This window comes from Pseudomonas sp. 2995-3, assembly GCF_002742565.1.
GTDB classification, from domain to species: Bacteria; Pseudomonadota; Gammaproteobacteria; order Pseudomonadales; family Pseudomonadaceae; genus Aquipseudomonas; species Aquipseudomonas edaphica.
In genome coordinates this window covers 570,057-576,889 of record NZ_LJSB01000176.1, presented here as the reverse complement: position 1 = coordinate 576,889, position 6,833 = coordinate 570,057, and the positions used below count along the sequence as shown (strand labels likewise).

At 60.3% G+C, this 6,833-nt stretch carries 5 protein-coding genes and 1 tRNA gene; 2 read left to right on the top strand and 4 right to left on the bottom strand.

The features are described 5' to 3' along the window. Window position 1 precedes the first annotated feature (1 nt). The 3 genes from AOA62_RS14605 to uvrB form a co-directional block, all read right to left on the bottom strand. Window positions 2-77: transfer RNA gene (locus AOA62_RS14605), tRNA-Ala, on the bottom strand. A gap of 147 nt (window positions 78-224) precedes the next feature. Further along, window positions 225-1,706, bottom strand: a complete 1,482-nt coding sequence (gene gltX / locus AOA62_RS14600) for a glutamate--tRNA ligase (RefSeq protein WP_099548996.1) — start codon at window positions 1,704-1,706, stop codon at window positions 225-227. Window positions 1,707-1,896: 190 nt separating this feature from the next. Beyond that, on the bottom strand, window positions 1,897-3,912 hold the full coding sequence (gene uvrB / locus AOA62_RS14595; protein WP_099548995.1) for an excinuclease ABC subunit UvrB: 2,016 nt from the start codon (window positions 3,910-3,912) through the stop codon (window positions 1,897-1,899). A gap of 343 nt (window positions 3,913-4,255) precedes the next feature. On the opposite strand from uvrB, the gene AOA62_RS14590 reads away from it, so the two are divergent. After that, the gene (locus AOA62_RS14590; RefSeq protein ID WP_017138725.1) at window positions 4,256-5,452 is read left to right on the top strand and encodes an amino acid aminotransferase; all 1,197 of its coding nucleotides are present in this window, start codon (window positions 4,256-4,258) and stop codon (window positions 5,450-5,452) included. 101 nt (window positions 5,453-5,553) lie between these two features. After that, window positions 5,554-5,763, top strand: a complete 210-nt coding sequence (locus AOA62_RS14585; protein ID WP_049712317.1) for a hypothetical protein — start codon at window positions 5,554-5,556, stop codon at window positions 5,761-5,763. Window positions 5,764-5,811: 48 nt separating this feature from the next. On the opposite strand, the gene AOA62_RS14580 is transcribed toward AOA62_RS14585, so the two are convergent. Next, window positions 5,812-6,684: a LysR family transcriptional regulator gene (locus tag AOA62_RS14580; protein WP_099548994.1), complete on the bottom strand. Its 873-nt coding sequence runs from the start codon at window positions 6,682-6,684 to the stop codon at window positions 5,812-5,814. Between the last annotated feature and the right edge of the window lie 149 nt (window positions 6,685-6,833).

Sequence of the window (6,833 nt, the reverse complement as noted above, 5' to 3'; positions counted from 1 at the left end):
TTGGTGGAGCTAAACGGGATCGAACCGTTGACCTCTTGCATGCCATGCAAGCGCTCTCCCAGCTGAGCTATAGCCCCTCATCGGTGAGGACGGGGCGAATCTTAATGGCGGTTTGGAAGTGTGTCAAATTTATTTTCAACAATTTCCAAACTTTTTTGCCGGGATAACAATCACTTACCGGCGAAACCCCGGAAAACCGGGGTTTCGTCGTAACAACAGCCTGCTTAAGCGATAGCGCCCAGCAGCTTTTCCCACTCTTTGTTTTCTTTCTTCGACACACCCCCAAGCAAATCAAGGGCTTGGCGCAGACGGAAACGCGTAAGGTCCGGGCCGAGAATTTCCATCGCATCGAGCACCGACACCGAACTGGCCTGCCCGGTGATCGCGGCAAACATCAGCGGCATGGCATCGCGCAATTTCAATTCCAACGATTCCACCACTGCCTGGATTGTCGCGGTGATCGCCTCTTTCTCCCACTGACGCAGGCTTTCGAGCTTCCACAGGATCAACTGCATCAACTGGCGAACCTGATCACCGGAGAGCTTCTTGGACTCAAACAGCTTGGCGTCCGGGTTCACGCCACCGGCGAAGAAGAAGCTGGCCAGCGGTGCGACCTGACTGAACGTCTCTACCCTGCCCTGCACCAGCGGCGCGATCTTCATCATGTACTCGGGGTTCAGCGCCCACTGCTGCACACGGCTGGCAAACTCTTCCACCGGCAAATCACGCAGCCACTGGCCGTTGAGCCACGACAGCTTCTCGATATCGAAGATCGGCCCGCCGAGGGAAACGCGCGACAGGTCGAAGTGGTCGACCATTTCCTGCAACGAGAACTTCTCGCGCTCATCCGGCATCGACCAGCCCATGCGGCCCAGGTAGTTGAGCATCGCCTCAGGCATAAAGCCCATGCGCTCATAGAACGTGACGGAGGTCGGGTTCTTGCGCTTGGACAACTTGCTCTTGTCCGGGTTACGCAGCAGCGGCATGTAGCACAGCTGCGGTTGCTCCCAACCGAAATACTCGTACAGCAGAATCAGTTTGGGCGCAGACGGCAGCCATTCTTCGCCGCGCAGCACGTGGGTGATGCCCATCAGGTGGTCGTCGACCACGTTGGCCAGGAAGTACGTCGGCAAGCCGTCGGTCTTCATCAGCACTTGCATGTCCATGCGGTCCCACGGGATCTCGACGTCACCGCGCAGCATGTCCGGCACCACGCACACGCCTTCGCTCGGCACTTTCATGCGGATCACGTGCGGCTCGCCGGCGGCCAGGCGCCGGGCCACTTCTTCCTTGGACAGCAGCAACGCGCGGCCGTCGTAACGCGGGGTTTCGCCACGGGCCTGTTGCTCGGCACGCATCTGGTCGAGTTCTTCGGCGGTGCAGAAGCACGGGAAGGCGTGGCCCATGTCGACCAGTTGCTGGGTGTACTGCTTGTAGATGTCGCTGCGCTCGCTCTGACGATACGGGCCGTGCGGGCCGCCGACGTCCGGGCCTTCAGCCCAGGTAATGCCCAACCAGCGCAAGGCATCGAAAATCTGCTGCTCCGACTCACGGGTGGAGCGCAGCTGGTCGGTGTCTTCGATCCGCAGGATGAATTCACCGCCGTGCTGCTTGGCAAAGCAGTAGTTGAACAGGGCGATGTAGGCAGTACCGACGTGGGGATCCCCAGTAGGCGATGGCGCAATGCGCGTGCGGACGGTGGTCATGGCAGGTCTCGAATGGGCGATAAAACTGAAAATTGAAACAAGGGGCGAATGGTAACACCAGCGCGGGGGGTTCTGGCAGACCGAGGTGTCGCTATCGCAGGCAAGCCAGCTCCCACATTTTGACTGTGTTCACACATCAACTGTGGGAGCCGGGCTTGCCCGCGATGAGGCCAGACCGGCCAGCGAAAAATCAAACAGCCAACAGGCGCTCACGCAACTTGCCGATCTCATCCCGTGTCTGCGCCGCCGCCTCAAACTCAAGATCGCGCGCCAACTGGTACATCTTCTCTTCCAACTGCCGAATCCGCTTGGTGATCTCACTCGGCGAGCGCAGTTCGTTCTCGTACTTGGCGCTCTCCTCGGCCGCCTTGGCCATGCCCTTGCGCTTCTTGCTGCGCGAACCCGGCACAGTGGCGCCTTCCATGATGTCGGCGACGTCCTTGAACACCCCTTTGGGGGTGATGCCATGCTCCAGGTTAAACGCAATCTGCTTGTCACGACGGCGCTCGGTCTCGCCAATCGCCCGTTCCATGGAGCCGGTGATGCGGTCGGCATACAGAATCGCCCGGCCATTGAGGTTACGCGCGGCACGGCCAATGGTCTGGATCAACGAGCGCTCGGAACGCAGGAAGCCTTCCTTGTCCGCATCCAGAATCGCCACCAGCGAAACCTCCGGCATGTCCAGGCCTTCGCGCAGCAAGTTGATGCCCACCAGCACATCAAACACACCCAGGCGCAGGTCGCGGATGATCTCTACACGCTCCACGGTGTCGATGTCCGAGTGCAAATAACGCACGCGAACGCCGTGGTCGGCCAGGTAATCGGTCAAGTCTTCGGACATGCGCTTGGTCAGCGTGGTGACCAGCACGCGCTCTTCCAGGGCCACGCGCTTGGTGATTTCCGAGAGCAAATCATCGACCTGGGTCAGCGCCGGGCGGATTTCAATCTGCGGGTCCACCAGCCCGGTCGGCCGCACCAACTGCTCAATCACACGGCCGGCATGTTCGGCTTCATAGTTGCCTGGGGTTGCAGACACGAAGATGGTCTGCGGGCTGATGGCCTCCCACTCGTCAAAACGCATCGGCCGGTTATCCAGTGCCGATGGCAGACGGAAGCCGTATTCCACCAACGTCTCTTTACGCGAACGGTCGCCCTTATACATGGCGCCGACCTGCGGCACGCTGACGTGGGATTCGTCGATCACCAGCAGCGCGTCGTCGGGCAAATAATCATAGAGCGTCGGCGGCGCGGCGCCGGCTTCGCGCCCCGACAGGTAGCGCGAGTAGTTTTCGATGCCGTTGCAGTAGCCCAGCTCCAGGATCATCTCCAAATCGAAGCGGGTGCGCTGCTCCAGGCGCTGGGCTTCCACCAGCTTGTTGTTGGCGCGCAGGTATTCCAGACGCTCTACCAGTTCGGCCTTGATGCCTTCGATCGCCCCCATCAGGGTTTCACGCGGCGTCACGTAGTGGCTTTTCGGATAGAAGGTGAAGCGCGGCAGTTTGCGGATCACCTCGCCGGTCAACGGGTCGAAGGCCGACAGGCTCTCGACTTCATCGTCGAACAGCTCAATGCGGATCGCTTCCAGGTCGGATTCGGCCGGGTAAATGTCGATCACATCGCCACGCACACGGAAGGTGGCACGGGCAAAATCCATGTCGTTGCGGGTGTACTGAAGGCTTGTCAGGCGGCGCAGCAGTTCGCGCTGGTCGAGTTTGTCGCCGCGATCGACGTGCAGCACCATTTTCAAATAGGTTTCCGGGCTGCCCAGGCCGTAGATGCACGACACCGTGGTGACGATGATTGCGTCCTTGCGCTCCAGCAACGCCTTGGTCGCCGACAACCGCATCTGCTCGATATGGTCGTTGATCGACGCATCCTTCTCGATAAAGGTGTCGGACGACGGCACATAGGCTTCGGGCTGGTAGTAGTCGTAGTAGGAGACGAAGTACTCCACCGCGTTGTTCGGAAAGAACGCCTTGAACTCACCGTACAACTGCGCGGCCAGGGTTTTGTTCGGCGCCAGCACCAGAGTCGGGCGGTTGATCTGCGCGATCACGTTGGCGATGCTGAAGGTCTTGCCTGAACCGGTCACCCCGAGCAGCGTCTGGTGCGCAAGGCCGGCTTCGATGCCTTCGACCATCTGGCGAATGGCTTCGGGCTGGTCGCCGGCGGGTTCAAAACGGGTGACGAGCTGGAAATCCGACATAACGTACCTCGTGAAGTCACCCCAGACTCGAAACCGCCAGGGACGAAATAGCTCAGCAACCCGCGAATAGTCTTCGCAGGTTGCAGGAAAAAACCATGATAGCTGTAGAAGTGGTGGCGAATGTGACGGGTTTCAAGGCAATCGTCCTACCTGCCGTCGCTGATCAATATTGCAATAAGACTAACGGTGGGCAAATAAACCGAAAAACTTGGCTTAAAAGCCGTTTCGGTTGTCGCCCTGAGCCTGGATGGCCTCTATACTAGCTCCCCGTTTGTGCACCGCTCTAGTGCATTCGGCTGGAGCGCGACACGTCCCTCCATTCCCCCATAGAGCTGCCGCAAAAATGAGCCTGTTCTCCGCTGTCGAAATGGCACCACGCGATCCAATCCTGGGCCTCAACGAAGCATTTAACGCCGATACACGAACCACCAAGGTCAACCTTGGCGTGGGCGTTTACTGCAACGAGGAGGGGAAGATTCCACTCTTGCGTGCCGTTGCCGAAGCGGAAGCCATTCGCGTGGCGCAACACGCCGCCCGTGGCTACCTGCCGATCGACGGTATCGTGGCGTACGACCAGGCTGTGCAAAAGCTGCTGTTCGGCGCTGAGTCGCCACTGCTGAGCGCCGGCCGCGTGATCACCGCCCAAGCGGTCGGCGGCACCGGCGCGCTTAAAATCGGCGCGGACTTCCTCAAGCAACTGCTGCCCAACGCCGTCGTCGCTATCAGCGACCCGAGCTGGGAAAACCACCAGGCACTGTTCGAAAAAGCCGGCTTCCCGGTGCAGACCTACCGCTACTACGACGCCGCCACCCACGACGTCAACCGTGCCGGCCTGCTCGAAGACCTCAACGCCCTGCCGCCACAGTCCATCGTGGTGCTGCACGCCTGCTGCCACAACCCGACCGGCGTTGACCTGAGCCCGGCCGACTGGCAAAACGTGCTGGACGTGATCAAGGCCAAGAACCTGGTGCCGTTCCTCGACATGGCCTACCAGGGCTTTGGCGATGGCATCCACGAAGACGCCGCTGCTGTGCGCCTGTTTGCTGAATCGGGCCTGACCTTCTTTGTCTCCAGCTCGTTCTCCAAGTCGTTCTCGCTGTACGGCGAACGCGTGGGCGCGCTGTCGATCGTCAGCGAATCCAAGGAAGAAAGCGCGCGCATCCTGTCCCAGGTCAAACGCGTTATCCGCACCAACTACTCCAACCCGCCGACCCACGGCGCGGCGATCGTGGCGGCCGTGCTGAACAACCCTGAGCTGCGCGCCCAATGGGAAGCGGAACTGGCCGAGATGCGCCTGCGCATCCGCGGCATGCGCGAGCAGATGGTCGCCGAACTGGCCAAGGCTGCACCGGGCCACGACTTCAGCTTCGTCGGCCGCCAGCGTGGGATGTTCTCCTACTCCGGCCTGACCGTTGAGCAAGTCACCCGCCTGCGCACCGAGTTTGGTATCTACGCGCTCGACACCGGCCGCATCTGCGTGGCCGCGCTGAACCAGTCGAACATTGGTGCGGTCACTAAAGCGATTGTTCAGGTTCTATAAACCTGCCAGCGTCATACGAAGGGGGAAGCCAATGGCTTCCCCCTTTTTATTGGCCAAGCCACTAGACTGAAGACCGACTGCCCCTTAGCTGTGAGAGCCTTATGAGAAACGACGACCTGGACCTGCGCGCCGACCGCGACGAACTGCACGACTACACACCCCGTGCCCCACAAGCCAAGCGCCAGAAAAGTCTGGTGCTGCAAGTGGCGCTGGGTGTGTTTCTGGGTGGGTTGGCCTTGTGGCTGGTGCAGTTGGGCGCCACGGCACTGATGGCCAAGCTGGCCATGGGCACCCTGCAATTTGGCGGTTAAAAACACGATCACAATGTGGGAGCTGGCTTGCCTGCTCCCACACTGGTTCTACTTCGCCTGCAGACCGCGTTCCTCCAGCAACTTCACAAAGCTGTTCAAACTCTGCGACACCGTACCCCGGCGCCAGATCAGCCAGGTATTGAGGAGGCGGAACGCGTCGGTCAACGGCCACACACTCACCGCCGTAAACCCCGGCATGCTCTCCAGCATGCTGCGCGGCATCAGCGCCAGGCCGGCACCGGCACTGACGCAGGCGAGCATGCCGTGGTACGACTCCATTTCGAAAATCTTGCCCGGCACCGCGCCATCCTGTGAAAACCAGCGTTCGAAGTGATGGCGATAGGAACAATTGGAGCGAAAGGTGTAGATGTTCCCCCCCGCCACATCCTGGCCCCGCGTGATCGGCGCATGGTGCAGCGGCGCAATCACCACCATCTCCTCTTCAAACACCGCCACGCCTTCCAGCGTGGCATGCAGCACCGGCCCATCGACAAACGCCGCCGCCAGGCGCCCCGACAGCACGCCCTCGATCATCGTGCCCGACGGCCCGGTGCTCAGGTCCAGCTCAACCTTGGTGTGTTTCTGGTTATACGCCGCCAATAGCGCCGGAATGCGTACAGCCGCCGTACTCTCCAGCGAGCCAAGCGCAAACGCGCCCTGAGGCTCCTCCCCGGCCACGGTTGCGCGGGCCTCCTGCACCAAATCAAGAATGCGCCGCGCATAACCGAGGAAATTCCAGCCGGCTGGTGACAGGCGCAGGCGGCTTTTCTCACGGATAAACAACTCCACGCCCAAATCCTGCTCCAGTTGCTTGATGCGTGTGGTCAGGTTCGACGGCACGCGATGAATCAAGTGCGCGGCGGCGCTGATGCTGCCTTGCTCGGCAACGGCCTTGAAGATTTCCAGCTGCACCAGATCCAAGTCATTCTCCAATCGTGAACGTATGTGATCGTTCCCACGCTCTGCGCGGGAATGCCGCCAAGGACGCTCCGCGTCCAAAATCCAACATCCATTCTCAATTCGAGAACGTATCACTTAATATTATTCAGTTTCCAGAAAACATGCATCCC

Excerpts from the sequence above, each read along its gene's own strand:
- gltX (WP_099548996.1), bottom strand. The coding sequence starts at position 1,706 with ATGACCACCGTCCGCACGCGCATTGCGCCATCGCCTACTGGGGATCCC.
- uvrB (WP_099548995.1), bottom strand. The coding sequence starts at position 3,912 with ATGTCGGATTTCCAGCTCGTCACCCGTTTTGAACCCGCCGGCGACCAG.
- AOA62_RS14590 (WP_017138725.1), top strand. The coding sequence starts at position 4,256 with ATGAGCCTGTTCTCCGCTGTCGAAATGGCACCACGCGATCCAATCCTG.
- AOA62_RS14585 (WP_049712317.1), top strand. The coding sequence starts at position 5,554 with ATGAGAAACGACGACCTGGACCTGCGCGCCGACCGCGACGAACTGCAC.